Raw genomic sequence first — 26,387 nt, 5'->3', positions numbered from 1 at the left:
TCGTACTCCGGCGCGGGGAGGGGCGGACGCGGGGAGGGGAGAGAGTCAGGCCGCAGCCGGCACCCGCGCCGGAGTACGACGCCCGACGGCCCGGCAGACGAGGTAGATCACGAAGGAGATGGTGGTGACGAAGGTGGAGACCGGCACCCCCGGCGCCAGGGACAGCAGGATCCCGCCCACCGCGGCGACCTCGGCGAAGACGACCGACAGGACGGTGGCGGTGACGGGGTTGGCGGTGACGCGGGAGGCCGCGGCGGCCGGGGTGATGAGGAGGGAGAGCACCAGGAGTGCCCCGACGATCTGCACGCCCAGCGCGCAGGCCACGCCCACGAGCACCGCGAACACGATCGACAACGCGCGCATGGGAACGCCGCGGGCTTCGGCGCCCTCCGGGTCCGTGCTGGCGAACAGCAGCGGCCGGTAGACGACCAGCAGCACCAGCAGAACCACCACGGCGACACCGAGGAGCAGCCCCAGTCCCGTGCTGCCGACGCCGACGATCTGGCCGACGAGCAGGGAGAACGACGTGCCGGTGCGGCCGGGATACGCCCACAGGAACAGCACCGACAGGCCCAGGCCGAAGCTCATGATGACGCCGATGACGGAGTCGCGCTCGCGCGCACGGCGACCGAGCAGCGCGAACAGCACCGCGGCGATGACGGAGCCCAGGATGGCCCCGACTCCGACGGCGAGGCCGGCGAGCAGTGCCGCCGACGCACCCGTCAGGGACAGCTCGGACGAGCCGTGCACGGCGAAGGACCACTGCCGGCTAACGATCAGCGGACCCAGGACACCGGCGAGCACGCCGAGGATGGCGGCGGCGATCAGGGCCTGCTGGACGAAGTCGTAGGTCAGCAGGTCGGCCGTCGTGCCGAAGTCGAACGCCTTGCTCAGCGCGTCGAGGACCTTGTCCACGTCAGATCTCTTCCGTCGGGTGGTGGGCTCCCGCGGCGCCGAGCGCGTCCATCGCGTCGCCCGTGCCGACGACCACCAGGCGGCCGCGCACCCGGAGCACGTCGACGTCGGTGTCGTAGAGCTCGGAGAGCACCTCGGAGGTCATGACCTCGTCGGTGGTGCCGATGCGGAACTTGCCGTCCACGAGATAGACGATGCGGTCGACGATCGGCAGGATCGGGTTGATCTCGTGCGTCACGAACACCACGGCCGTGCCGTGGGCGCGTCGTCGTCGGTCGATGAGGTGGGCCACCACCTGCTGGTTGGCCAGATCGAGACTGAGCAGCGGCTCGTCGCACAGGAGGACCGCGGGGTCGCCGACCAGTGCCTGGGCGACGCGCAGACGCTGCTGCTCGCCGCCGCTCAACTGCCCCAGTGGGGCGTCGGCGAACTGCTCGGCACCCACCGACGCGATGGCGGCGTCGACCGCCTCCCGACGGGCGGCGCGGCCGCGCAGGCCGATGCCCCAGCGATGACCGTCCCAGCCCAGCCCCACGAAGTCGCGTCCGCGCAGGGGCACGCCCTCGTCGATGGCCTTCTGCTGCGGGACGTACCCGACCGACGCGCGTCCGCCCACGATCTCGGCGGTGCCGGACGTCAACCGGTTCTGGCCGAGCAGCACCTTCAGCAGCGACGTCTTGCCCGAGCCGTTGGGGCCGAGCACCGCCACGAACTCGCCCGGGGCGACCTCGAGGTCCAGATCGGACCACAGCACCCGCTCCCCGTAGGCCAGCGTGGCGCCCTGGAGTCGAACCGCGGTCACCGGGCCTCCGTCGTCGAGCACGAGCGTGTCACCGATACAGAGTGCCCTATGCGACGCCGAGCGCGTCGGCGAGGCTCTGCGCGGCGCCGCGCTGCCACTCGAGGTAGGTCTGCCCCTCGGGCAGCGTCTCGGTCACCTCGACCACGGGGACGCCGTTCTCCTCCGCGACGCGGCGCACGTCGGCGGTCACGTTGTCCTCGGTCTGCACGTTGTAGACGAGCACGTCGACGGACCGCGCGGTGAACAGGTCGCGGGTCGCGGCGATGGCGGCGGGCGACGGATCGTTGCCGTCCTCGATCGCGTTCTCGAAGTCCTCGGGGGTCCGGTCGTCGAGGCCGGCGAGCTCGAGCAGGTAGTGCGCGATGGGCTCGGTCTGCGCGACGGGAGCATCGGGACGCTGCTGCGCGATGCGGTCCGTGATGTCGGTGACCTCGTGGACCTGCTCGTGGAAGGCCTCGGCGTTGGCCGTGTAGTACGACGCGTTGTCCGGGTCGATCGTGCCGAGCTGCTCGGCGACGGCCTCCGCGGTGGCGGCGGCGATCTCGGGGTCGTACCAGACGTGCTCGTTCTCGCCGGCATGGTCGTGACCGGCGTGATCACCGTCGGCGTGGGCGGTGTCCACCTCGCCACCGTCGGCGTGGTCGTGGCCGTGATCGCCGAGGAAGGAGTAGGCGTCGACGCTCGGCACGTCGGAGGCCGAGGCGAGGACGTCGTCGACGAACTCGTCGTACCCGCCGCCGTTGTAGACCACCAGCGACGCCTCGGAGAGGGCCGCGGCGTCGCCGGGGCTGGCCTCGTAGGAGTGCGGGTCGGCGGACGGGTCCGCGATGATGGCCCGCACGTCGGCCCGGTCGCCGGCGACGGCCTCGGCCACGGATCCCCACACGTTGGTCGAGGCGACGACGGTGGGTCGGCCGCCGCTCTCGCCGCCGGAGGAGTCCGACGTGCCGCATCCGGCCAGGGCGGTGGCGGCGGCGGCGGTCATCGCGATCGCGGCGATGCCGGTACGGGGCGAGAGTGCGGACACGGGTGTACTCCTGGCGGGCTCAGTTGCTAACGGTAATCGTTGTCACCACTGTAACCCCGGCCCCGGCCGGATCACGAATCAGCACCCCCGGTGACGGGGGCCCGTGTACCCGATACCGTCGCACCATGGCGAGGTCCACGGAACCACGGCGCACGGCGACACTCGCCTCGCTGGCCGCCGAACTCAACGTCTCGCGGACCACGGTCTCGAACGCGTACAACCGGCCCGATCAGCTCTCGCCCGAGATGCGCGAGCGCGTCCTGCACGCCGCCCGGGCGCGGGGGTACCCCGGGCCCGATCCGGTGGCCCGCTCGCTGCGTACCCGGCGCGCCGGGGCCGTCGGGCTGGTGCTCACCGAGGCGCTCAGTTACTCCTTCAGCGACCCCGCCGCGGTGCGGTTCCTCACCGGCCTCGCCGAGGAATGCGAGTCGGCCGGCCGGGGACTGCTGCTCATCCCGGCGGGCCCCGCGGCCACCCCGGAGGAGGCGGCCGCGGTGGTGCAGCAGGCGGGTGTCGACGCCTTCGTCGTCTACTCCGTCTCCGACGACGACCCGCACCTGACCGCGGTGCGGGAACGTCACCTGCCGACCGTGGTGTGCGACCAACCCCGCGACGCGGCCGACACCTCGCTCGTCGGCATCGACGACCGGACGGCCATGCGCGAACTCGCCGAGCAGGTGTTCGCGCAGGGGCACCGGCGCGTCGCGGTGCTCTGCATGCGCCTGCGACGCGACCGTCACGACGGCGTCGTCGGGCCGGATCGATTGCAGTCCATCACGTTCCACGTCCAGCGCGAGCGCATCGCCGGGGTACGCGACGCCGCCCTCGCCGCGGGTGTGGGCGACGACGTCACCGTGGTCGAGCGGTTCGAGAACACCCGCCCGGCGGGCCGGTCCGCTGCCGCCGAGGCGCTCGCCGCCGTGCCCGACGCCACCGCCGTGATCTGCACGTCGGACGTGCTCGCCCTCGGCGCGCTCGATCACTGTGCGGCGGAGGGCATCTCGATACCGGGCGCGCTGTCGGTCACCGGCTTCGACGGCGTCGACGACGCCGAACGGGCGGGCCTGACGACGGTCCGCCAGCCCGTCGTCGAGAAGGGTCGCCTGGTCGGCGAGATCGTGTTGGGCGTCAGCCATTCCGGCGTCGACCGCACCGAGCACCTGCCGACGACGCTGGTGCCGGGGCGCACGCTCGGGCCGCCCCGCGCATCCTGATCGGTCAGCGCCCCGCGGAGAGGAGCTGCGCGCACCGCAGCAACCCGAGGTGCGAGTAGGCCTGCGGGTGGTTGCCCAGGGACCGCTCGGCCACGGGGTCGTACTCCTCGCTGAGCAGTCCGGTGGGCCCGGCGGCGGCGACCAACTGGGTGAAGAGGGCCTCCGCCGGCTGTCGCTGACCGATCAGCAGGTACGCCTCGACCAGCCACGCCGCACAGAGGTGGAAGCCGCCCTCGCCGCCGGGCAGGCCGTCGTCGTGGTGGTAGCGGTAGACCGTGGCGCCGGAACGCAATTCGGCCTCGGTGGCGAGCACGGTGGCCTGGAAACGCGGGTCGTCCGGCTCGATCAGCCCGGACAGGCCGATGTGCAGGGTGGCGGCGTCGAGGTCGGTGCCGTCGTAGGCCGCCGTGTAGGACTGCGCCTCGTCGTTCCATCCCTGCTCGCGCACCTGCTGGGCGATGACGTCGCGCAGCGTGGTCCACCCGAGCTGGGCCTCGCGGCCGTAGGTCTCGGCCAGGGTGAGGGCGCGGTCGACGGTCAACCAGCACATGACTTTCGAGTAGACGTGGTGGCGCGGGTTCCCGCGGATCTCCCAGATGCCGTGATCCGGCTCGGCCCACCGTCGTTCGACGGCGTCGACCATGGCCCGCACCAACTCCCAGTCCCGGTCCGGCAGCGCGACGTCGGGGTCGGTGACGCCCGCCGCGGTGCGGGTGGCCGCGAGCGTGTGGATCAGGTCGACGATCGGGCCGAAGACGTCGAGCTGCACCTGCTGGTTGGCGGCGTTGCCGACGCGCACGGGGCGCGACCCGGCGTACCCCGGCAGGACGTCGATCACGGCCTCGGGCGGCAGCGTCTGCCCCCACAGCGTGTACAGCGGGTGCAGGCGCTCGGGGCCGGGGACGGTGGCGAGCACGTCGTGCACCCAGCCGAGATAGGCCTCGGCCTCGGACGTCGACCCGAGCGAGACCAGGGCGGAGGCGGTGAGGGCGGCGTCGCGGAGCCAGCAGTAGCGGTAGTCCCAGTTGCGGACGCCGCCGATCTCCTCGGGCAACGACGTGGTGGCCGCCGCCATGATCGACCCCGAGTCGGCGTGGACCAGGCCGCGCAGCGTGAGCGCCGAGCGCTTCATCAGGTCCGGCTTGAGCGGCGGCAGGGACAGGCCCGCGGCCCAGTCGCTCCAGTAGGCCTCGGCCTGCGCGCGACGCTCCGGCTCCGGCACCGCGGACGGTCCCAGATCCTCGGTTCCGCAGCGCAGTTCGAGCACGACGGGACCGCCCGACGGATCGATCTCGGCGCGCGCGGTCTCCTGGCCGTGTTCGATGGTGATGGACCAGTCGAGCCCCGGCGCCCGCAGCACCATCGGATCGTTGGTGCCGTGGATCCGCAGGCCGTCGTCCTCCGGTTCGAGGCGCATGCGCGCCTGACCGAACTCCGGCCGCGGTGCGAACGTCACGACGGCCTTCGCCGTCCCGGTGACGACGCGGGTGAAGTCGGTCCGTCCGGGTGCGACGTCGTGCGCGAGGTAGTCGGTGACCTGCAGGCTGGCCCACCGGGTCTGCACCGTCATCGTGCTGTCGAGGTACTGCTGGCTCAGTGGCAACGACGGCCGCGCCGGGCCCACGGTGAAGTGGCCGGCCTCGTCCCCGCCGAGCAGGTGCGCGAACACCGCGGCGGAGTCGGGCTCGGGATGGCAGAGCCAGGTCAGCGAGGCGTCGGGGGTGAGCAGGGCGACCGACCGCGGGCTCGCCACCATCGTGAGCCGCTCGATGCGCGGGGCGTCGGCGCCGGAGAGCCACCGACGACGCTCCTCGGTGAGGAAGGCCAGGGCGGCCGCGACGTCCTCGGTGCTCTCCACGCGGTACTGGGCGAGCGAGTCACCGGGGCCGACCTTGACGCCGATGTCGGGTCCGTGCAGGCGGCGGAACGCCTTCTCGTCGGTGACGTCGTCGCCGAAGAACAGCGCGGCGGACGCGCCCCCGCGGTGGCGGAGGATGTCGAGCGCCTGACCCTTGTCGGTGACGATGACGGCCAGCTCGATCACCGATTTGCCCTCGGTGACCTGCACTCCGTCCCACTGGGCGACGCCGTCGCGCACGGCGGTGAGGGCGCGCTCGCCCACCTCCGGGTCGGCGTTGCGCACGTGCAGGGCGACGCTGGCGGGCTTGGTCTCGACGGTGATGTGCTCGCCCTGCGCGGCGATACCGCGCAGCTCGGCGATCAGCCGCTCGAGGAGTTCCTTCGCGTCGTCGCCCAGTTCGGTGACGAACCCCGCGTCGAACTCCGAGCCGTGGCTGCCGACCAGCTGCACCTCGACGGGCAGGCGGGACAGAATGGCGAGGTCGCGCAGCGCGCGGCCGGAGATGACCGCCGCGTCCGTGTGATCCAGCCCCGCGAGCGTGCGCAGCGCACGGACCGACTCCGGGTGGGGAAACGCCTTCTGCGGGTCCGAGACGAGCGGGGCCATGGTGCCGTCGTAGTCCGAGGCGACCAGCAGTCGCGGCACCCTCGCGATGCTCACGAGGGCGCGGCGCAGTGTCAGGGGCAGATCGGCGGCGCTCACCGGACAGAATCTAGGCCACCGAGGGCGTCGACGGCGCATCGGGAGAGCCCGGCCCGGCCGGTGAGCGCGACCCGCGCGGACTCCGCGGCGGCGCGTCGACGGGGGAATTCGGCACCCGTGACTGTTTCGAGGAATTCTCCGTTAACTCCGGAGTCGTTTCTCCGTAATGTCATACTGCCACCGTGACGAGCGCGTCGTAGTTGTCGGAGTTCGAGGAGTGTCATGTCCAAGCCCGTTCGTTTGCCGGAACCCGTCGCCACCACCTGGGAGTGGCAGATGCAGGGTCTCTGTCGCGGAATGGACTCGGCCGTGTTCTTCCACCCCGAAGGCGAGCGCGGGCACAAGCGTGCCGCCCGAGAAGAGCAGGCCAAACGGGTGTGCGCACAGTGCCCGGTGCTGCAGCGGTGCCGCGAGTACGCCATCGCGGCGGGCGAACCGTACGGCGTCTGGGGCGGTCTGTCGGCTCCGGAACGCACCCTCGTGGAACCACTGTCGAATGCCCGCGCTATCGGCTGAACGAATTACAGTCCGGCGATATCGATCACATTCTTCGCGCGGAATCGGGGAAAAAACCGAAACGCACGGCCGACTGTCGGTGATTGCACCGGCGTCGGTGGGATTTCCGTTCGGGGTTCCCCCGCGTGAATGCGGGTCTACCGTCGAGAGCATGTGCAGGAACATCACCGAGCTGCGCGGACTCGAGCCCGCGGCGACGGAGGACGAGATCGAGGCCGCGGCTCGGCAGTACGTGCGCAAGGTCAGCGGGCTGCGCACCCTGTCCGAGGCCAATCGCGAGCCGTTCGAGGCCGCGGTGGCCGAGGTGACGGCGTCGACCCGTCGGTTGCTCGCGACGTTGCCGCCGCGTCGTCAGCCGCCGAAGACGGAACCGCCGCTCCGCCGCCTGGCCCACAGCGCCGGTCGGTAGCCGCGTTCGGGTCAGTACCCCAGGGGATCGTGCTGGACGTGGCTCATCGGCGTGCCGGCCTTCCGGAGCGCGTAGAGGGTGCTGCGCACCATCGACGGTGAGCCGCAGATCTGGATCTGCCGGTCCGCCCACGACCCGAAGCGGGTGACCACGGGTCCTATCTTGCCCACGAGCATGCGGTGTACGCCGACGGGCAGCTCACGGCCGGTCGGCGGACGCCACCACGGCTCCTCGGTGTTCTCGACCACGGGGACGACGGTCAACCACGGATTGGTGCGTGCCAGCGCCATCAGGGTGTCGAGGTCGTAGAGGTCGCTGGGGTGCGCGCCGCCGACGAAGAGGTGGACCCGCGGCGGGCTGCTCCGCACGGCCAGAGCCATGAGTTGGGCGCGAAGCGGCGCGATGCCCGTTCCGCTCGCGATCATCAGCACGTCCTCCGCGCCCGGCGACGTGTCGACGCGCAGACCGCCGAGCGGAGGGCCGAGCAGCCAGCGGTCGCCCACCGTCGTCTCCGAGACCACGGCCGGACTGACCCAGCCGGCCGAGACCCGTCGGACGTGGAACTCGATGCCGCGGTAGTCGTTCGGCGCGATGGCGGGGGAGAAGTACCGCCACAGCCGGGGCCGCTGGGGGATCTGCACGCTCAGGTACTGGCCGGCCTCGAACGGGATGTCCCCGTCGGTCTCGAGCCGCACCACCGCCAGATCGTCGAGGACGCGGTGATGTTCGACGACGGTGGCAGTCCAGTACGGCGGCAGGTCCTCGGAGTCGGCTCCCATCGCCATCGTGTGGCACACGGCCGAGACCACGCGTCGCCACGCGGCGTCGATCTCCGGATTCCAGGTGTCGGCGTTCTCGCGCACGGCGGCGGCGAGGGCGTTCGACGCCGCCAGGAAGTGGGCGCCGGTGAGTCCGTGCTTGCGGTGGTCCCGACCCAGTTGGTGCAGGAAGGGGACGAACGCCCCGTCCTCGACGTGGGCGACGACGTGCGCGAGCGCCCGCATCAGACGATGCCGCTGCTGATCCATGCCGGCGGGGAAGAAGGCGCGGAAGTCCGGGTACTCCGCGAACAGGCGCGCGTAGAAGGTGCGGGCGACGGCGTCGCGCCGACGCTCGTCGCTCAGCACACCCGACACCCCGTCGCGCACGGCCGCGAGCGCGTGAGCGTCGAGCATGGAACACCCCCGACGGTGAACGTGTGACGGATGTGGCGGTCGGCCACGATGCTAGCCGTCGCCCGGAAGACCGGCCACCACGTGCGTGAACCCCGCGACCTGCGCGCAAGATGGGCAACAAAGTTGAGTGGAATGGACTCAGGTGCGGTAGTGTTGTGACCGTCGACGGAACACGACACGAAGGAAGGTGACCGGTGGACTCGTTCACTCCCACCACCAAGACTCAGGCGGCGCTCACCGCTGCCCTGCAGTCGGCATCCGCAGCGGGTAACCCGGACATCCGACCGGCTCACCTGCTCGTGGCCCTGCTCGACCAGACGGACGGCATCGCCGGTCCGCTGCTGAAGGCCGTCGGGGTCGATCCCGGCGTCGTGCGCAAGGAAGCGCAGACGCTGGTCGATCGCCTGCCGACCGCCACCGGCTCCACCACGCAGCCGCAGCTCGGCCGCGAGGCCCTCGCGGCGATCACCGCGGCGCAGCAGCTCGCCACCGAGCTCGACGACGAGTACGTCTCCACCGAGCACCTCGTGGTGGGTCTGTCCAGCGCGGAGTCCGACGTCGCCCGGATGCTGCGGAACCAGGGCGCCACCGAGCAGGCACTGCGGGACGCGTTCACCGCGGTCCGGGGCAGCGCCCGTGTGACCAGCCCCGATCCGGAGGGCACCTACCAGGCGCTCGAGAAGTACTCGACCGACCTCACCGAGGCCGCCCGCAGCGGCAAGCTCGACCCGGTCATCGGGCGCGACACCGAGATTCGCCGCGTCGTGCAGGTGCTCAGCCGCCGCACCAAGAACAACCCGGTCCTCATCGGTGAGCCGGGCGTCGGCAAGACGGCCATCGTCGAGGGTCTCGCCCAGCGCATCGTCGCCGGCGACGTGCCGGAAAGCCTGCGCGGCAAGACCGTGGTCTCGCTGGACCTCGGATCCATGGTCGCGGGCGCGAAGTACCGCGGCGAGTTCGAGGAGCGGCTCAAGGCCGTGCTGGACGACATCAAGAACTCCGCCGGCCAGGTGATCACGTTCATCGACGAGCTGCACACCATCGTCGGCGCGGGCGCCACCGGCGAGTCCGCGATGGACGCCGGCAACATGATCAAGCCGATGCTCGCCCGCGGCGAACTGCGGCTGGTCGGTGCGACCACGCTCGACGAGTACCGCAAGTACATCGAGAAGGACGCCGCCCTGGAGCGGCGATTCCAGCAGGTGGTGGTCGGGGAGCCGTCCGTCGAGGACGCCGTCGGCATCCTGCGCGGACTCAAGGAGCGGTACGAGGTGCACCACGGCGTGCGCATCACCGACTCCGCCCTGGTCGCGGCGGCCACGCTGTCCGACCGGTACATCACCTCGCGCTTCCTGCCGGACAAGGCGATCGACCTGGTCGACGAAGCCGCGTCCCGCCTGCGCATGGAGATCGACTCGCGGCCGGTGGAGATCGACGAGATCGAGCGCGTCGTCCGACGCCTCGAGATCGAGGAGATGGCGCTGGCCAAGGAGACCGACGACGCATCCCGGTCGCGGCTCGAGAAGCTGCGCGCGGAGTTGGCCGACAGCAAGGAGAAGCTGGCCGAGCTCAGCACGCGGTGGCAGAACGAGAAGAACGCCATCGACTCGGTGCGCGATCTCAAGGAGCAGCTCGAAGCGCTGCGCGGCGAGTCCGAGCGCGCCGAGCGCGACGGCGACCTGGGTCGGGCCGCGGAGCTGCGGTACGGCCGCATCCCGGCGCTCGAGAAGGAGCTCGCGGAGAAGACGGCCGAGAGCACCCCGCAGGGCGACGTCATGCTCAAGGAGGAGGTCGGACCCGACGACGTCGCGGACGTCGTGGCGTCGTGGACCGGCATTCCCGCGGGACGCATGCTCGAGGGCGAGACCGCGAAGCTGCTGCGCATGGAGGAGGAACTCGGCCGCCGGGTCGTGGGGCAGGACGAGGCGGTGCAGGCGGTGTCCGACGCGGTGCGTCGGGCGCGGGCCGGCGTGGCCGACCCCAACCGGCCGACCGGATCGTTCCTGTTCCTCGGCCCGACGGGCGTCGGCAAGACGGAGCTGGCGAAGTCGCTCGCGCACTTCCTGTTCGACGACGAGCGGGCCATGATCCGCATCGACATGAGCGAGTACAGCGAGAAGCACTCGGTGGCTCGCCTGGTCGGCGCGCCTCCCGGCTACGTCGGGTACGACGCGGGTGGCCAGCTCACCGAGGCCGTGCGGCGTCGGCCGTACACCGTGGTGCTGTTCGACGAGGTGGAGAAGGCCCATCCCGACGTCTTCGACATCCTGCTGGCGGTGCTCGACGAGGGTCGGCTCACCGACGGCCAGGGTCGCACGGTGGACTTCCGCAACACCCTGCTGATCCTCACCTCCAACCTGGGGGCGGGCGGCGACCGCGACCACGTCATGGCGGCGGTGCGGGCGGCGTTCAAGCCGGAGTTCGTCAACCGCCTCGACGACGTCGTGATCTTCGATCCGCTGTCGGAGGAGCAGTTGCAGTCGATCGTCGACATCCAGCTCGATCAGCTGCAGCACCGCCTGGCGGCGCGGCGGCTCGAGCTCGACGTGTCGCCGTCGGCGCGCTTCTGGTTGGCGGTGCGCGGCTACGACCCGCAGTACGGCGCACGTCCGCTGCGTCGGCTGATCCAGCAGTCCATCGGCGACCAGCTGGCCAAGGCGTTGCTGGCCGGCCGGATCACCGACGGGGACACGGTGCACGTGACCGTCGACACCGACGCCGACGCGCTGGTGGTGTCGTGACGCTCAGCCGGTAGGCGGTGGTGCGGGGCGACCGAGCAGGTAGCCCTGCACCAGGTCGGCGCCCACCTCGGCCGCGACGGCCAGCTCGGCCTCGGTCTCCACGCCCTCGAACACGCACTGCGCGCCGATCTCGCGGGTGAAGGTGACGATGGAGACCGCGGCCGCACGGCGCATGGGGTCGGTGTCGATGCCGCGGACGATCGAGGCGTCGAGCTTGACCACCGCGGGCTCGAGCTCGACCAGCTGGCGCAGGCCCGAGTACCCGGAGCCGACGTCGTCGACCGAGACCACCACACCGGCCGAGCGCAGCGCCGCGATCGATGCCCGCACCGAGGCGTAGTCCTCGATGCGGTCGTGCTCGGTGATCTCGAGGACCAGCCGTCGTACCGGCAGGTGGGCGGTGAGCGCGGCCGCGAGTTCGCTGGAGACCAGCGTGGCCGACGAGGCGTTGATCGACAGGAACGCGCCCGGCGGCAGGGCGGCCGACGCACGCAGTGCGTTGGTCACCGCCGCCATCTCCAGCTGGACTCGCAGACCGACGGTCTCGGCGTCCGCGAACCAGGCGACCGGCGACCCGCTGCCGTCCGGAAACCGTGACAGCGCTTCGTATCCCACCACGGCGAGGTCGGCCGTCCGGCAGACCGGTTGGAACACGATGCGGGGTCCCCCGTCCGCGATCAGCGTCGACACGGCGCGGTGGACGTCGCCGCCCGGGCCCGGCGGCGCGGTCCGATCACGCAGCGCGGCCTGCGCCCGCGAGAGGGTCCGATGCAGGAACGTGCCGGGATCCTCACCGGCCGTGAAGGGTTCGACGATCGAGCCCACCCGCACGTCGGCGGGGGCGCTGCGCAGCGGCGTCGTCGTCACCGCGTCGGCCACGTGGCGTGCGGCCGTCGCCGCCCGCTCCTCGGGTGCGGGGAAGACCGACAGCAGGTGGTCGGCGTCCAGACGCGAGACCACGGCGTCGTCGGGGGACGACGCGGTGAGGCGCTCGGCGAGTTCGATCACGACGTCGTCGACGACGGCGTGGCCGTACCGTTTCTCGAGCTCGGCGGTCGCCGCGATCTCCGCCGTCACGACGCCCACCGCCCGCACCGCCGGCACGGTCCGCGCGAGTGCGGTGACGCGGTTGTAGAGCCCGCGGCGCGTGAGCAGTCCGGTGACCGGATCGCGCTGCGACTCGTCCACCTGGCGGCGCAGGAACGACACGTAGTACCGCATGACGAACGGCGACGCGAACAGCGCCGCCACCGACAGCAGGTGCGTCAGGACGATCCACCCGTCGTCGTCTCCCGCCAGGGCGACGGCCGCGAACGTCAGCAGCACCGCCATCGACACCGCCACGTGAGCGGCCATGATGCGCGGGCGGGTGAATGCCGTGGCGTACAACGAGATCAGCACCAGCGCCGAACAGGACGGCATGGCGTGGAAGGGCGAGGAGTACATCGCGAGCACCGCGACCACACCCACCGTGGCGTAGACGACGAAGGCCGTCTCGAACCACGCCGGCCGCCGCCCGGTGAGCCACACGGCCGCGACCGGCACGGTGGTCGCGGCGGCCACGGCGACCACCACGTCACCGCCGGGCCGCAGCGCCGACGACGGCAGCAGGGTCAGGCCGGAGACGCCGACCAGGACGGTGACCAGCGCGATGATCAACCGCGATCGCTCGGCGGGCTTGGGTGTCATCACCAGGAACGACAGAACCGGATCGGGGCTGATCCGCTGACTGATCACGTCGGACTCGCTTCGCGTGGCTCGACCCTGGCCGCGGGGGTGCGGAGGACGTGTGAGGAAACTACCGCGCGGCCGTCGTGTCGCCGCCGTTGTCGACAGCGGACCGCGTGGTTCCGTGCCGTTGCCGGAGAACACCCGCCGCAACCGTGGCCGCGGCCAGAATGCCGGAGAGCACGATGGCCGACCGCTGGTCCGGCAGCACCACCATCATCACCAGGACCACCACGATGAATCCCATCGCCAGGTAGGTCAGCCACGGGTACAGCCACATTCGAACCGGGGGCCGACGGTTCTCGCGGTCGAGAGTGCGGCGCAGGACCAACTGGCTGGCCGCGATGGTGAGGTAGACGAACAGCGCCACGGCCCCGGTGGTGGCCAGCAGGTAGCCGAACAGCTTCTCCGGCAGGACGTAATTGCCCACCACGGCAACGAAACCCAGCGCCGTCGACGCGAGCACCGACACGTACGGGACGCCGCGACCGGACACCCGACGGACCGCCGCCGGCGCGTCGCCGCGCTCCGAGAGCGAGAACAGCATGCGGCTCGCCGTGTAGAGCGCGGAGTTCAGGCACGACGCGACGGCCGTCAGGATCACCACGTCCATGATGCGATCCGCGTGCGGAATGTTCATGGCGCCCAACACGTACTGGTAGGACCCGGTGCTCGCGTCGAGTTCCTGCGACGGCACCAAGGCCACGACGACGAAGATGGACCCCAGGTAGAAGAGCATGATGCGCCAGATCACCGAGTTGACCGCGCGGGTGATGCCCTTCTTCGGATCCGGGGACTCGGCCGCGGCGATGGTGACGATCTCGGTGCCCATGAAGGAGAACATCGTCGTGAGCATCGCCGCGATGACCGCACCGAAGCCGAACGGCATGAACCCGCCGTTGCTCCACAGGTTGGACACGCCGCTGACACTGCTGCCCGGCAGCAGACCCAGGATCGCGAGGACGCCGAGCGCGATGAACGAGACGATCGCCACCACCTTGATCAGCGCGAACCAGAACTCGAACTCGCCGTAGTTGCCGACGCTCAGCAGGTTGGTCACCGTGAGCGCCAGGGTGATGGCCAGTGCCCACATCCACTGCTCGCCGCCGAGCCACGAGTTCAGGATCAGCGCACCCGCCGTCGCCTCCACCGGAATGACCAGCACCCAGAACCACCAGTACAGCCACCCGACCGAGAAGCCCGCCCAGTGGCCGAGCGCGCGGTGGGCGTAGGTGGAGAACGATCCGGTGTCCGGATTGGCCGTCGCCATCTCGCCCAGCATGCGCATCACGAGGACGACGAGGATGCCGGCGAACAGATAGGCCAGCAGGACGGCGGGGCCGGCCAGATTGATGGCTGTCGCGGACCCGACGAAGAGGCCGGCGCCGATCACGCCGGCGATCGAGATCATGGTCACGTGGCGGGGCTTGAGCGAGGTCCCGAGCGACCCGGTGTGCGGATCGAGACTCTGGTCCGTGGACATGGCACTCCTGGTGAGAGGTGAGAACTCGAGTCGACCACACCGAGTCCGACCGTGCGCCACGGGTGCACGAAGTCGTCCCTTTTGCCCCGTTCCGTCGTCACGCGATCGGTGAGGCCGTGGTGGACCGGGCGGTCTGTCCCTACCCTCGTCGACATGAACACAGCCGACGGACGCGACGGACGTGAGGGACAGCGGGACCAGCCGACCGAGTACCTCGGCCACACCTCCGACCCGACAGAGGCCTACGGGGCTCAGGGCACCGGTCGCGCCTGGGGTGAGTCCGGCTACCGCCCCACCGAAGCCCTTCCCGCCGGGCAGTACCCGCCCGATCCGTACGCCGCGGGGCAGTACGGGGCGGGGGAGTACGGGACGGGGCAGTATCCGCCCGATCCGTACGCCACGGGGCAGTACCCGCCCGGTCAGTATCCGCCCGGTCAGTACCCGCCCGAGCAGTACGGCGAAGCGCCCCCGCTCGACGGTTCCGGCGGCGGGGGCAAGGGGCCGAACAAGGGCGTGATCGTCGGCGTCGTCGCTGTCCTGGTCATCGCGCTGGTCGGGCTGGGCGCGTGGCTGCTGATCGACTCGCGGTCGTCGTCGACCACCGCCGCGCCCGCGATCACCCCGCGGTCCTCGGCGCCGGCCACCACGACCACGCCGCCGCCGAGCACCGCACCGGAGACGACGCCGTCGTTGCCGGGATTGGACCAGATCCCCGGCGGTGTGGGGGAGGCGCTCGGAACGCAGGGGGCGACGGTCGGTCGGATCGTCTCCAACGACGGCACCACGCTGGTGCTCGAGGCCATCGGGGGATCGACGGTGACCGTCACGACGACGCCGCAGACGCGGGTGCTCGCCCTCGGGGCCGGATCGGTGGCCGATCTGCGGACCGGGACGTCCGTGGTGGTGCAGGGCTCCCCGCTCGAGAACGGCACCATCACCGCGAACGTCATCGTCAGCGGCGGGTTCTGACCCAACCCTGACCCGCCCCGACCCGCCCCGGGACCGGACGGGGCGGGGCAGGGAGAGGGGTCAGCTCCGGGCCATACCCCGCTCGATCGCGGCGACGATCTGCGGACGGAGTTCGGCGGCGGCCACGATGTGATGGACCGACCCGACCTCGCGGGCACGCTCGATGTTGTGCACCGCCTCGAATTCCGCGGCCACCTCACCGAGCTTCTGCGACCGCACGGCGGTGCGGGTCGCGGACAGCTCCACCTGCAGGCGGGCCCGCTCGGTGTCGTCGTCGGCGTCGTTCATCCGCGCCTCGAGATCGCGCACCGACGGGTCGGCGGCGGTCCGCTTGTTGACGTCGCGGGTGAACACCACGGCCGCGGCGGGGGCACCGCCCAGCACGGAGGCGAAGGAGCCCTCGACCGCGAGCACCTCCATGTTCTCGTTGAGCGCTCCGGAGAACACCACGAACGCGCCGCCGTGGTAGCGCGAGACCACGCAGAAGACGATCGGGCCGTCGAAGTTGACGATGGCGCGACCGATCTCGGCGCCGTACTCGAGCTGCAGGTTGCGCAGCGACTCCGGTGACCCGTCGAAGCCGGACAGGTTGGCCAGCACCACCAGCGGGCGGTTGCCGCTGGCCGCGTTGATCGCCCGAGCGGTCTTCTTCGACGAGCGCGGGAACAGGGTTCCCGACGTCCACTGGTCCGGTCCGTCCGTCGGGAACCAGCCCTTGCGGGAGATGGCGCGGGACTCGATGCCGATGACCGTCACCGGGTAGCCGGCGAGGTGGGCGTCGAAGACGACGGAGGTGTCGGCGTCGGCCATGTCGGCCCACCGCTCGAGCACCGCGTGGTCCTGGTCGACGACCGAGCGCATGACCGTGCGGATGTCGAAGGGCTTCTTGCGCTCCGGGTTCCGCTCGGCGGAGAAGATGTCGCCGACGGTCTCGAAGTCGCTCGACGGGTGCACGTGCGGGTAGGTGCGCACGTCGCGGTCGACGGGGTCGGAGGTGGCGGCGCGGCGCGGGAAGCGTTCTCCCGGTGCGCGATACGCGTGCTCGTAGTGGGCGAAGAGCACGTCGCACGCGGCGCCGAGGTTGGGTGCCCAGTACTGCGCCTGGCCGTTGGGGCCCATGACGCGGTCGTAGCCGCCGATGCCGAAGTTGTCCTCGGCGGAGACGCCACCGGAGTAGTCGAGCGACTGCTTGCCGGTCAGCACCATCGCGCTCTCCGGCGTCATCACCAGGATGCCCTTGGTGTGCATGAGCATCGTTGCTTCGGCGTTCCAGTACGGCTGCGCGCCGACGTTGATGCCCGCGACCACCACGTTGATCTCGTGGCCGGCCTGGGTGAACGTGATGATGCGGCGCAGGGCCCGCGAGACCCAGTCCATGTTCTCGGTGCCCGAGTCCATGGAGATGGTGGCGCCGGAGGACAGCGCGAACCATTCGACGGGGACGTCCATCTCCTCGGCGAGGTCGATGGCGGCGACCACACGGGCGCACTCGGCCTCCGCGACGGTGCCGAGCGCCTTGGTCGGGTCACCGAACAGCGCGACGCGGGTCATGCCCTCCGGGTGCAGGGCCGTCGGCGTGGAGATCAGGCCGACGATGATGCCCGCCGTGTTCTGCCCGTAGGGGCGGGCGATCGGCTGCAGGGCGCCGTTCTCGTCGAGGTCGTACTCGGTGAACGAGCCGTCGCGCTTGGTCAGCACGGGGATCAGCTCGTACGGGTAGACCGTGCCGCGAGCCTGGGACCGCTGCACGTTCTGGGTGTAGGTGTCCAGCGGGCGCATCGGCTCGGTGGGCGGCTCGGTAATGCGGGTGACCACCCCGGTGCCGGGGCGGTAGGAGAACCGCAGGGCCTGACGCGTGGGCTCGGCGCCCGGACGCACCGACACCCGCGCCATCATGGTGATCTCCTCGAGACCGGCCGCGACCGTCAGCGGCGCGAGATGCCGTGCGACGGTGCGCAACTTGTCCAGGGGCAGATCGAGCACCGGCCACACGTAGAGCACCACGCGGTTGTGGTCGAGGCGTCGGTTGCCGCGCCGCGACTGCGCCCGACGGATGCCGTCGAGGCAGGCGGACAGGGTGCGCTCGAGGGCGGGGGCCGCCACCACGTTGCCCGCGGCGTCGAATTGCACCGTGGCGTCGCGGATCTCGGCGAGCGCGATGAGCCGCTCGTCCTTCGGGTTGTACTTGGCGACGACGTCGAACAGGAAGGTGCCCGGCGTCGACGGGATGCGGACGCCGTCGAAGTTCTTCAGGCGCCACAGATCCAGTCGCTGCCCGGTGAGCGGGTGCAGGTCGCGGAGCGAGATGTCCTCGGCCAGTGCGGACCGGTCCGCGGTGGGTCGGAACGTGACCTGGTGCGAGATGCCGGTGCCCCGCCCGAAGACGGTGACGGTGACCCGGCGCCAGGCGGTGACGGCCGGGTGGCCGGCCAGCGCGTCGTGCAGGTCGGCCGCCAGCGCGTCGCCGTCCTCGGGGGCGTCGGCCCACGAGAGGTAGACGTCGACCGCGAGGTTCTGCGGGTCCGGCCCGGCGGTGAGCGCGACGGCGTCGAGCGTGTCGGCGAGGCCGGCGCGATCGGTCATCGTGGCGAGCAGGGAGACCTTGCCGCCGACCAGGGTGAAGGTGCCCGAGACGTAGTGTCGCCCTTCGCGATCGAACGCCTTGACGTCCTCGAAGTCACGGATCTCGTAGTACTGGCGAGTGATGACCTCGAGCAGCGCGCCGGGGTCGGAGACCCGCTGGGACAGCAGCTCGACCAGCGGCTCCTCGGTGGCGACGAGGGCGTCGATGCGCTCCTGGTGATCGTCGGCGTCGGGACGCTCGGCGAGGTACTGCAGCGAGCCGCGCACGCCGTCGTACACCTGCTCGCGGGCCTTGCGGATCTGCGGCTCGTCGAAGAGCTGGAAGCGCAGGTTGCGGGCGACGTCACCGATCACCGGGTAGCGCACCTGCGTGGCGACGATCAGGCGGTCGAGGACCTCGGCCACGTCGCGCGTCGCGTCCGGCGCCACCGACGGGTCGGCGATCCAGCGGTCGAGCAGCGCGGCGATGACGGGCACCTGGTTCTCGATGCGCTGCTGGGCGAGGAAGAGTCGGAAGACGGCTTCCTCGAGGTCGGCGCCGCGGTCCAGGTCGGTCTTGTCGTAGTGCCGCAGGGCGCGAAGCAGCTTGTCGCGGAACGCATCCGGCAGTCCGTGCACGTCGGGGTCGAGCGAGGACAGGAACGCGTGGAAGTGCTCGCGCGGGCTGTGGACGCGCTCGTCGGTGCCCTCCTCGTCCATCGTCGGCCGGTTGCGGGTCAGCTCGCACAGGTCGGCGAACGTGCCGAGCAGGTCCAGCTCGGCCCGCACCAGATCGCCGTCGCCGCGGGGCAGCCCGCCGCGCAGCGCGTCGTACTCGACGAGGACGGCGCGTGCCCGCGCCGCGGAGACGTCGAAGCCGCCGATCAGCGCGCGCACCTCGTCCAGCAGGGCCAGGGCCGTCGCGCGGTCGTCGCGCTCGGCTTCGCTGCACGGGGTGCGGAACTCCACGCGGGCGGTGGTCGACGCCGCGGCCTGCTCGCCGACGGGCTCGACCCGCAGGAGGGCGGCGCCGTTGTCGACCTGGGCGTTGACCGTGGCCAGCACCTCGGTGACGCGGCCGGCCGTCGCTGCGCGGACGGCGGTCTCCATCTTCATCGCCTCGAGCACCACCAGCGTGGCGCCCGCCTCGACCTCGTCGCCCACGGCGACCGGCACGGCGACCACGACGGCGGGGGCGGGAGCGCGGACCAGTCCGGCCTCGTCCTGGGTGATCTGGTGGCTGACGCCGTCGACCTCGACCAGGTAGCCGGCCGGTCCGGGCACCGTCACCAGCGAGTAGCGGGTGCCGTCGACCACGGCGCGACGCTCGAACTCGCCGAGGCGCTCGAGGTCGATGGTCAGCTCGTGTCCGTCGACCTCGGCGAGGTAGCGGTGCGGGCCGATCTGGCCGACCGTGACGCGGTAGCCCTGGCCCTGGTAGTTCAGCTCGACGGTGCGGCCGATGTCGTGGCTCGCGCGGGGGCGGCCGCCGCGGGCGGAGAGGAGGAACTTGGCGCGCTCGCGGGCCTCGTCGGCGTCGTACGCGTCGACGGCCGCGGCGACGAGCGCGATGTCGGCGACGCGGGTGGGGCCGTCGGCCGTGCCGGCACCGGTGCGGTCCAGCCAGCCGGTGTCGGCGGTGGCCTCGATCAGTTCCTCACGGTCGAGCAGATCGAGGAGGAACGACTTGGTGGTGGTGCCGCCGTCGATGACGACGGTGGTCTCGCGGAGCGCGGTCCGCAGGCGGGCGAGGGCCTCGGCGCGGTCGCGGCCCCAGGCGATGACCTTGGCGACCATGGAGTCGTAATCCGGTGGGATGACGTCGTTCTGGGCGATACCGGTGTCGACGCGCAGGCCCGAGCCGAGCGGGAACTTCAGCAGCTGCACGCTGCCGGGGGCCGGGGCGAACCCGTTGTCGGCGTCCTCGGCGTTGAGGCGGGCCTCGACCGCGTGGCCGAACTCGCCGGGGCACTCGCCCTCGAGCTGCTCGCCGCGGGCGGTGCGGATCTGCAGCTTCACCAGGTCGATGCCGGTGGTGACCTCGGTGATGGGGTGTTCGACCTGCAGGCGCGTGTTGACCTCGAGGAACGTGAAGATCTTCTGATCCGGCTGGTAGAGGTACTCCACCGTGCCGGCGCCGTGGTAGCCCGCCGCGCGGACCAGGTCGGCGGAGACGGTGCGCAGATGATCGGCCTGCTCGGCGGTGAGGACGGCGGAGCTGGACTCCTCGATGACCTTCTGGTTGCGACGCTGGATGGAGCAGTCGCGCACACCCGGCGCCCACACGTTGCCGTGCTGGTCGGCGATCACCTGCACCTCGACGTGGCGGGCCTCGGTGACCAGCCGCTCGAGGAAAACGACGGGGTCGCCGAAGGAGCGCTCCGCCTCGCCCTGCGTGCGCTCGAGGGCCAGTTCGAGCTCGTCCTCGGCGTAGACCTTGCGGATGCCGCGACCGCCACCACCGCTGCGCGCCTTGATGATCAGCGGGTAGCCGATGGCGGCGGCGTGACGACGCGCGTCGGCACGCGTCTCGACGGGACCACCACTCCACGGGGCGACGGGGACGCCGACCTTCTCCGCGAGCAGCTTGGCCTCGACCTTGTCGCCGAGCAGGCGCATCGCCTCGGCGGTGGGGCCGATGAAGGTGATGCCGAGGCGGTCGCACACCTCGCGGAACGCGGGGTCCTCGGCGACGAAGCCCCAGCCGACCCACACCGCGTCGGCGCGGGCCTCGATCAGGGCGCGCTCGAGCTCGGCGTGGTCGAGGTAGGGGTTGCCGGGGCCGGACTTGCGCAGGGTCACGGCCTCGTCGGCCTGGCGCACGAACATCGCGCGACGCTCGGCGTCGGTGTGCAGCGCGATCACGGTGAGCGGGTGCTCGGGTACGTCGGCGTTCAGTTCGCGTACGGCTCGGATGAGGCGGACGGCGGCCTCTCCTCGGTTGACAACTGCAATACGTGTGAACATGCGCTCCGCCGGGTGTGTGGGGTGTCGGGGTGGCCTGGTCGACTCGGTCTCGGTGTGGTCTCGTCGACGCTCGCGGACCAGTGTGACGGCCTCGAACCGTACTGGCGAGTACAACCAAGAACGACGCCGGGAGGTCATGATCGGTCACTGACCTCGGACGATGCGTTACCGACGGGTATACCGGCGGGTAGTGGACGACGCCGGCCGGGCCGCCCGGCGGGACCGGAGCGGTCCGGGCGGGCGTTAGACTGCGGGCGATGACAGCTGTGTGGTTCGGCCTCGCTCTGATCGCGCTCGCGGGTGCGGTCGCGCTGCTGTACATCGACCACGCCCGCCGCGGACAGCTCGGCCGGGTCCGTCATATGTGGGCGAAGGCGCAGGGCTACCGGTACACCTCGATCGACCGTTCGCTGCCCGGAACGTTCTCGCGCGCGGCGCTGGCGAACCAGGAGTTCCTCGCCGCGGTCGACGTGGTCGAGGGCGTCCGGCGCGGCGAGAAATTCGTGTTGTTCGACCTCGAGGACACGGTCACGGTGGTGGCGGTCCGCCGCGAGGTCGGGTCCGACGTCGATCTCGATCTGCGGTCGCGCACCGATCCGCCGCCCAAGGACGCGGACCTGTCGCTGCTCGGCGCACTCGGTCCGCGCATCGTCTTCGCCACCGATCTCGACGTCGCGCGTCGGGTGTGCGATCGCCGGATGGCGTCGTTCACCGAGTCCGTTCCGAGCGCGGTGCAGCTGCTGTGGAGCGAGGGCGAATGGACCCTCGGCACCCTGCCGCTGCAGAGCTCCGGGCGCGACTGGGACGCGGCCATCGACACCGTGACGCGGTTGTCCGGACTCCTGCACGTGCTGCCGCCGCGCCGTGCGGTGTCCGAACGTCGTTCGCCCGCCGACGAGTGAGCAACCTCACCGATTAGGGTCGACGCCATGACGCGTCCTCCCCGGTCCGGAAAACCCGTCGCGCTCGTCACCGGCCCCACGTCGGGCATCGGTGACGGGTTCGCTCGTCGTCTCGCCGCGCGCGGCCACGATCTGGTGCTCGTCGCTCGCGACGAGGAGCGCCTGCGCGCGCTCGCCGCCGAGCTGAAGGACCGCCACGGCACCGACTCCGAGGTGCTGGTGGCCGATCTCGCCACCGCCGACGGTCGCGAGGCGACGATCGAGCGCGCCACCGCCGGCGTCGACTTCCTGGTGAACAACGCGGGCTTCGGCACGTCGGGCGAGTTCTGGAGCGCCGACCCGGCCCTGCTGCAGTCGCAGCTCGACGTCAACGTCACTGCCGTCGTCCAGCTCACCCGCGCCGCGCTGCCGTCGATGGTGCGGGCGGCGTCGGGAACCATCGTGAACGTGGCCAGTGTGGCCGGGCTGCTCTCCGGCCGCGGTTCGACGTACTCGGCGTCCAAGGCGTACGTCGTGTCCCTCACCGAGGGGCTGGCCGGGGGCCTCGCGGGCACCGGGGTGCGCATCCAGGCGCTGTGCCCCGGCTTCGTCCGCACCGAGTTCCACCAGCGGGCGGGCATCGAGATGTCGTCCATTCCGTCGCTGATGTACCTCTCGGTGGACCAGGTGGTGGACGCGTCCCTCGCCGACCTCGACAAGGGGCGGGTGCTCAGCGTGCCCGGTCTGCAGTACAAGGCACTGACCACGGCGTCCCGGCTGATTCCGCGATCGGTCGCGCGGCGGGCGGCGTCGGCGGTGGGCAGCGCGCGGGGGCGGACGTAGCGCACCCCGGGTAGATGTCACTGAGTCTCGACCTGAGGTCGACGGTTGGGGTTCGGCCGGTTTAGGTTCGTCGTGTGACTCCTGTGGCTTCTGCGATCCTGTCGGTGACGGCGACGACGGTGGTCGTCTCGTTGGTGTGGCTCGTGGCGGTGGTTCGTCGCGCCCGTCGGGCCACCGACACGGTGGTGGCCGGACTGCACCTGCTCGAGGTCGCCCTCGACCACCGCCGTCTGCTGGTCCCCGAGCTCGCCCGCGCCGCCGTCGGTGCGGACCTGGACCGCGACGCCATCAACCAGGCCGTGGGCGCGCGGTCCTGGTCCGCGATCGTCCGGGAACGACGCGCGGACCTCGGCACCCGCGCCGCCGCCGAGAACGCCCTGTCCGCCGCGGTGCATCAGCTGGTGTGCACGGGCCGGGAATCGGGCCGCGTGCGGTGGGACTTCACCGCCGCCGTCACCGAACTCGACCACCTCGAGCGGCGGGTGGCGGGCGCCGTGCGCGTCTACAACACGCACGCGGCGGCCCTGGCCGGTCTGGTGCGCTCCCCGCTGACCGGCCCGGTGGTGCGGACCCTCGGCATCGGCGCACCGGACCTGTTCGTCGAGACGGCCTCCGCCCCGCTCGCCGCTCCCGGTGTCACCGATGTCCCCGTCCCGGCGCTCGCCGCCTGAGTCGGTAGATTGACCGGTCGTGAGCAACGATTCCGCCGACCGTGCCGAACTGGCTCGCCTGGTCCGTGACCTGGCCGTCGTCCACGGCGAGGTGACGCTGTCCTCCGGCAAGAAGGCCGACTACTACGTCGACCTGCGCCGGGCGACGCTGCACCACCGGGCAGGTGCACTCATCGGCGTGCTGATGCGAGACCTGGTGTCGGACTGGGACTTCGCCTCGGTCGGAGGTCTCACCATGGGCGCCGATCCGGTCGCACTCGCCGTCATGCACGCCCCCGGGCGCCCGATCGACGCCTTCGTGGTTCGCAAGGCCGCCAAGACCCACGGGATGCAGCGGCAGATCGAGGGGCCGACCGTCGTCGGCACGCGGGTGTTGGTGGTCGAGGACACCACCACCACCGGCAACTCGCCGCTCACCGCCGTCCGCGCGCTGCGGGACGCCGGCGCCGAGGTGGTCGGCGTGGCCACCGTGGTGGACCGCGACACCGGCGCCGACGCCGTCATCGCGGCTGAGGGGCTCGAGTACCGGTCGCTGCTCGGGCTCGGAGATCTGGGCCTCTAGCCGAGTCGGCCCTCGATCGGGAGAGTGACGACGAACGCCGACCCGTCGTAGCGCACGTCGCCGCCGTGCGCGCGGGCGAAGCGGCGGGCGATGGTCAGCCCCAACCCCGATCCCGCCGTCGATCGCGCACTTTCGAGGCGGACGAGGCGATCGAAGATGCGCTCCCGATCCGCCTCGCCGAGCGGGGGACCGTCGTCGTGCACCCGGATACGGGCGTCGGGTCCGTCGCGGTCGACCGTGATCGTCACGGTCCCGCCGGGTGGCCCGTAGCGGACGGCGTTGTCGGTCAGGTTGGCCAGGATTCGCGCGACGCGGGGTGCGTCGATCGCCGCGGCCGTGGGCTGCCCGGTGACGATCACCGTGGTCCCCGGCCGACCGATCCGAATTCGCTCGGCGTCCGCGCGGGCGATCTCGAGCAGATCGTGCGGACGCCGGTCCAGGGTCACCTCGTCCGTCGACCGGGCGACGGTCAGGAGATCGTCGATCAACGCCGATGCCCGACGCGATTCCCGAATCATCGCTGTCAGCAGGCGTTCTCGGGTGTCCCGATCCGCGTCGGAGGGGCGGAGCAGCGTCTCCGCCGCGGCCGACATCCCCGCCACCGGCGTGCGCAGATCGTGCGCCGCGTCGTCGACGAACTGCCGGGTGCGCTCGGCTTCGGCACGCTCACGGGCTTCGGCGCCCTCGAGCTCGTCGAGCATCTCGTCGAACGCCAGTGCGGTCTCGCCCAGCTCGGTGTCCGTGCGGGTGGGGGAGAGCCGCTCGCCGCGGCGACCGCGCGTGATCGATCGGGCGAGAGAGGTCATGCCGCGCAACGGTTTCAACGACGCGCCCACCACCACCGTGAGGAGCGCGGCCGCCACCAACGCCGCCACCGTGACCAGCGGGATCAGGACCAGCAGAAGCTGCCGCTGCACCGCCGCGATGCCCGACGCGTCCACCGCGACGGTGAGGATCGACCCGTCCGAGAGCGTCGTCGTCGACACGCGGGTGGCGACCGTGCGCGGCACGTCGTCACCCGGTGGTGGTGGTCCCGGCGGGCCGCCGTTCGGCGGCCGCAGGGCGGGGGGCGGCGTCGTCGCCCGGAGGGTGAGGTCACCCACCACCCGGCCGTCGGTGGTGACCACCTGCGCGGCGACGTTCTCGCCCTGGGTGGCCGAGACGATCTCCGCCGCGTCGGCCCCGTTGTCCAGGAGGCGCTGCGCGGTCTGCGCTCGTCCGGCGAGACTGTCGCCCGCGGAGGCCTCGAGTTGGTGGCGCAGCAACACCGTTGCGGCGACGGCGATTCCGACGAGCAGGGCGAGCACCACCGCCATCACCGACAGGACGAGTCGACGGCGCAGGGACGGGGTGCGCAGGCCGGTCATGTCGGGTCCGCACTGAGGACGTAGCCGATGCCGCGGCGCGTGTGCAGGATGCGGCCGCCGTGTTCCTCGAGCTTGCGGCGGAGGGCGCTGACGTGGACCTCGACCAGGTTCTCGTCGTACGCGTCGTATCCCCAGACCTGCGTGAGGATCTGGGTCTTGCTGACGGTGCGGCCCCGCTGAGAGATCAGGTAGGACAACAGTTTCCACTCCGTCGCCGTGAGGTCGAGCGTGTGGCCGGCCCGCGTCGCGTCGCCGGATTCGGTGTCCACCACCAGGTCCCCGCACTCGATCGTCGTGGCCACCGCGTCGTAGCGGCGCAGAACCGAGGTCACCCGCGCGAGGAGTTCCGCCATGGCGAAGGGCTTGACCACGTAGTCGTCCGCACCCGCCGTCAGTCCGGCGACCCGGTCGTCCACCGTGTCCCGCGCGGTCAGCAGGATCACCGCGACGTCCCGGCGCGAGCGCGCCACCCTGAGCAGCTCGACTCCGCTCCGGCCCGGCAACATCACGTCGAGCACCAGCAGGTGCGGGGTGAACTCGGTGAGGTGGCGTTCCAGGTCCGCGCCGTCCGCCGCCGCCCGGACCCGCGCCCCCGTGCTCTCGAGTGCCGTCGCGACCGACAGTCGGAGGGCGTCGTTGTCCTCGACCAGCAGGATGCGGGCAGCGGGGCGTGGTTCCGTCACCTCACCAGTGTGCGGGTGCGCTCCTGAAGCCTCGCTGAAGACCGCGCCGATTTCAGGGCCGCTTCAGGTTCGGCGCCGATCGTCGGTTCTCGACAGCGGCGCCCGTCCGGGTGCCCGATCGAGAAGGAGAAGCGTGTGAAGTTGTCACTGCGTTCCCGCCGTGTGGTCGTCGGAGCCGCCCTCGCCGGTGGCCTCGCGCTCGGCATCACCGGCACCGCCCTGGCCGACGGACCCGGCGAAGCGCCGCCCGCCCCCACCACGACCGGACAGGCCCCGAGCGCCGAGCAGGCACCGGGCACGGATCAGCCC

The 26,387-nt window shown here is 71.4% G+C and carries 19 protein-coding genes; 9 read left to right on the top strand and 10 right to left on the bottom strand.

Annotated elements, in window-relative coordinates; all coding sequences use genetic code 11:
* Positions 1-45 precede the first annotated feature (45 nt).
* From HQ603_RS18035 to HQ603_RS18025, 3 genes are read right to left on the bottom strand one after another with little or no spacing between them, the layout of a single operon-like run.
* Positions 46-915, bottom strand: a complete 870-nt coding sequence (locus HQ603_RS18035) for a metal ABC transporter permease (RefSeq protein WP_222686127.1) — start codon at positions 913-915, stop codon at positions 46-48.
* 1 nt (position 916) lies between these two features.
* Entirely contained in the window at positions 917-1,717 is an 801-nt protein-coding gene (locus HQ603_RS18030) for a metal ABC transporter ATP-binding protein (protein WP_222686126.1), read from the bottom strand.
* 46 nt (positions 1,718-1,763) lie between these two features.
* On the bottom strand, positions 1,764-2,702 hold the full coding sequence (locus HQ603_RS18025; RefSeq protein WP_222686130.1) for a metal ABC transporter solute-binding protein, Zn/Mn family: 939 nt from the start codon (positions 2,700-2,702) through the stop codon (positions 1,764-1,766).
* Positions 2,703-2,869: 167 nt separating this feature from the next.
* Between HQ603_RS18025 and HQ603_RS18020 the strand changes: the two genes are divergently transcribed.
* Entirely contained in the window at positions 2,870-3,958 is a 1,089-nt protein-coding gene (locus HQ603_RS18020; protein ID WP_222686125.1) for a LacI family DNA-binding transcriptional regulator, read from the top strand.
* Positions 3,959-3,962: 4 nt separating this feature from the next.
* Here the strand turns inward: HQ603_RS18020 and otsB are convergent, their stop codons facing one another.
* A complete protein-coding gene (otsB, locus tag HQ603_RS18015; RefSeq protein WP_222686124.1) occupies positions 3,963-6,521 on the bottom strand; it encodes a trehalose-phosphatase in 2,559 nt (852 codons plus the stop codon).
* A 222-nt stretch (positions 6,522-6,743) separates the two neighbouring features.
* Between otsB and HQ603_RS18010 the strand changes: the two genes are divergently transcribed.
* Both HQ603_RS18010 and HQ603_RS18005 read left to right on the top strand, forming a co-directional pair.
* Positions 6,744-7,037: a WhiB family transcriptional regulator gene (locus HQ603_RS18010; RefSeq protein WP_222686123.1), complete on the top strand. Its 294-nt coding sequence runs from the start codon at positions 6,744-6,746 to the stop codon at positions 7,035-7,037.
* Between the two features lie 151 nt (positions 7,038-7,188).
* Positions 7,189-7,446, top strand: a complete 258-nt coding sequence (locus HQ603_RS18005) for a DUF2277 domain-containing protein (RefSeq protein ID WP_222686122.1) — start codon at positions 7,189-7,191, stop codon at positions 7,444-7,446.
* Between the two features lie 11 nt (positions 7,447-7,457).
* Here the strand turns inward: HQ603_RS18005 and HQ603_RS18000 are convergent, their stop codons facing one another.
* Positions 7,458-8,621 (bottom strand): globin domain-containing protein, encoded by a 1,164-nt coding sequence (locus tag HQ603_RS18000; RefSeq protein ID WP_222686121.1) that lies wholly within the window; start codon positions 8,619-8,621, stop codon positions 7,458-7,460.
* 194 nt (positions 8,622-8,815) lie between these two features.
* Here HQ603_RS18000 and clpB point away from each other — a divergent pair, with 194 nt between their 5' ends.
* Positions 8,816-11,362, top strand: a complete 2,547-nt coding sequence (gene clpB, locus HQ603_RS17995) for an ATP-dependent chaperone ClpB (protein ID WP_222686120.1) — start codon at positions 8,816-8,818, stop codon at positions 11,360-11,362.
* A 3-nt stretch (positions 11,363-11,365) separates the two neighbouring features.
* Here clpB and HQ603_RS17990 read toward each other — a convergent pair whose 3' ends face one another.
* Both HQ603_RS17990 and HQ603_RS17985 read right to left on the bottom strand, forming a co-directional pair.
* Positions 11,366-13,099, bottom strand: a complete 1,734-nt coding sequence (locus tag HQ603_RS17990; protein ID WP_222686119.1) for an EAL domain-containing protein — start codon at positions 13,097-13,099, stop codon at positions 11,366-11,368.
* A gap of 61 nt (positions 13,100-13,160) precedes the next feature.
* Positions 13,161-14,573, bottom strand: a complete 1,413-nt coding sequence (locus tag HQ603_RS17985) for an amino acid permease (RefSeq protein WP_222686118.1) — start codon at positions 14,571-14,573, stop codon at positions 13,161-13,163.
* 153 nt (positions 14,574-14,726) lie between these two features.
* Between HQ603_RS17985 and HQ603_RS17980 the strand changes: the two genes are divergently transcribed.
* The gene (locus tag HQ603_RS17980) at positions 14,727-15,542 is read left to right on the top strand and encodes a hypothetical protein (RefSeq protein ID WP_222686117.1); all 816 of its coding nucleotides are present in this window, start codon (positions 14,727-14,729) and stop codon (positions 15,540-15,542) included.
* 60 nt (positions 15,543-15,602) lie between these two features.
* Here the strand turns inward: HQ603_RS17980 and HQ603_RS17975 are convergent, their stop codons facing one another.
* Positions 15,603-21,071 carry an ATP-binding protein gene (locus HQ603_RS17975; protein ID WP_222686116.1) on the bottom strand — a complete coding sequence of 1,823 codons (5,469 nt, stop codon included), beginning with the start codon at positions 21,069-21,071 and terminating at the stop codon, positions 15,603-15,605.
* Positions 21,072-21,328: 257 nt separating this feature from the next.
* Here HQ603_RS17975 and HQ603_RS17970 point away from each other — a divergent pair, with 257 nt between their 5' ends.
* The 4 genes from HQ603_RS17970 (at position 21,329) to pyrE (ending at position 24,028) form a co-directional block, all read left to right on the top strand.
* Entirely contained in the window at positions 21,329-21,973 is a 645-nt protein-coding gene (locus HQ603_RS17970) for a hypothetical protein (RefSeq protein ID WP_261774045.1), read from the top strand.
* A gap of 27 nt (positions 21,974-22,000) precedes the next feature.
* Positions 22,001-22,795 (top strand): SDR family NAD(P)-dependent oxidoreductase, encoded by a 795-nt coding sequence (locus HQ603_RS17965; RefSeq protein WP_222686115.1) that lies wholly within the window; start codon positions 22,001-22,003, stop codon positions 22,793-22,795.
* Between the two features lie 83 nt (positions 22,796-22,878).
* Positions 22,879-23,466, top strand: coding sequence for a hypothetical protein (locus HQ603_RS17960; RefSeq protein ID WP_222686114.1), 588 nt, complete (start codon positions 22,879-22,881; stop codon positions 23,464-23,466).
* Between the two features lie 19 nt (positions 23,467-23,485).
* The gene (pyrE, locus tag HQ603_RS17955) at positions 23,486-24,028 is read left to right on the top strand and encodes an orotate phosphoribosyltransferase (protein ID WP_222686113.1); all 543 of its coding nucleotides are present in this window, start codon (positions 23,486-23,488) and stop codon (positions 24,026-24,028) included.
* On the opposite strand, the gene HQ603_RS17950 is transcribed toward pyrE, so the two are convergent.
* Positions 24,025-25,395 carry a sensor histidine kinase gene (locus tag HQ603_RS17950; protein ID WP_222686112.1) on the bottom strand — a complete coding sequence of 457 codons (1,371 nt, stop codon included), beginning with the start codon at positions 25,393-25,395 and terminating at the stop codon, positions 24,025-24,027. The genes pyrE and HQ603_RS17950 overlap by 4 nt on opposite strands.
* Positions 25,392-26,078, bottom strand: coding sequence for a response regulator transcription factor (locus HQ603_RS17945; protein ID WP_308126607.1), 687 nt, complete (start codon positions 26,076-26,078; stop codon positions 25,392-25,394). Before HQ603_RS17945 ends, HQ603_RS17950 begins: the two co-directional genes overlap by 4 nt.
* Positions 26,079-26,387: the final 309 nt, after the last annotated feature.

Origin of the sequence: Rhodococcoides corynebacterioides, from assembly GCF_019834675.1 — a bacterium.
Lineage (GTDB): Bacteria > Actinomycetota > Actinomycetes > Mycobacteriales > Mycobacteriaceae > Rhodococcoides > Rhodococcoides corynebacterioides_A.
This window is presented reverse-complemented; position numbering and strand designations above follow the sequence as displayed.